Genomic DNA, 876 nt, shown 5'->3' with positions numbered 1-876 from the left:
CGCAGCAACACGACGAGAAATGCCAGATTGACGAACTGAAGGCTGGTATTCAAATATCTCTCACAGTTCTTCCACAATCGTCGGCATTTTTCCAGCCAACCAAATGAACGTTCGACAACCCATCGCTTGGGTATCACCTGGAAAGTATGCAATTCACTACGTTTGGCAACTTCGACAGTCGCGCCGAGTATATGATGCACGTTCTCAGCGAAGGTTTCTCCCGTATAACCGCCATCGGCTAAAACATTTTTCACCCAACTGAGTGACTTTTTGTGCCGCGTAAAAGCCTCCTGTGCCCCTTTTCTGTCCGTGACATTTGCCGTGGTGATGGTTATTGCGTGAGGTAAACCTTGAGTATCTACCGCGATATGGCGTTTGATGCCAGACACTTTTTTACCGGCATCATAGCCTTTCTCACGCGCTGTATCTGTGTTCTTAACGCTTTGTGCGTCGACGATCACAAACGTCGTGTTAGCGTTCCGACCAGAGTTGATACGGGCCTCGCCAACCCGATTTTTTTAATGCGTGCTCCAGCAGGCTAGGTTCTGTTTCTGACGGTTTCTCTTTCCAGAGTTTGAAATAGTAATACACGGTACTTTTGCTGGGGAAATCACTGGGGAGCATATCCCACTGACAACCGCTCTTGAGGATATACAGCAGGGCACAAAACACCTCATACACATCGACTTTCCGAGGACGCGTACGTTTTCGGCTGCTGAGCAACAAGGGTTCAATTTTTTGAAAGGCTTCTCGGCTGATATCACTCGGGTAGGTTTTTCTCATTCCAGCAGGTCACTTATATAGGCACTTATCTTATTTGGGCGGACAGAATACAGGAAAAACAATTACGTTCAAAAAAGATTCCGAATGGGCTCT

Annotated in this window: 1 protein-coding gene; it reads right to left on the bottom strand. The window is 47.1% G+C overall.

Translation table 11 applies throughout. From position 1 onward, the window contains the following. A protein-coding gene (locus Xentx_RS18655) for an IS5 family transposase (protein WP_244149914.1) occupies nt 1-783 on the bottom strand; the annotation gives its coding sequence in 2 pieces (ribosomal slippage) (nt 1-519 and nt 518-783; 785 coding nt annotated over the 2 pieces). This gene is flagged as partial in the annotation. Nucleotides 784-876: the final 93 nt, after the last annotated feature.

Source organism: Xenorhabdus thuongxuanensis, assembly GCF_001908095.1.
GTDB lineage: Bacteria > Pseudomonadota > Gammaproteobacteria > Enterobacterales > Enterobacteriaceae > Xenorhabdus > Xenorhabdus thuongxuanensis.
This window is presented reverse-complemented; position numbering and strand designations above follow the sequence as displayed.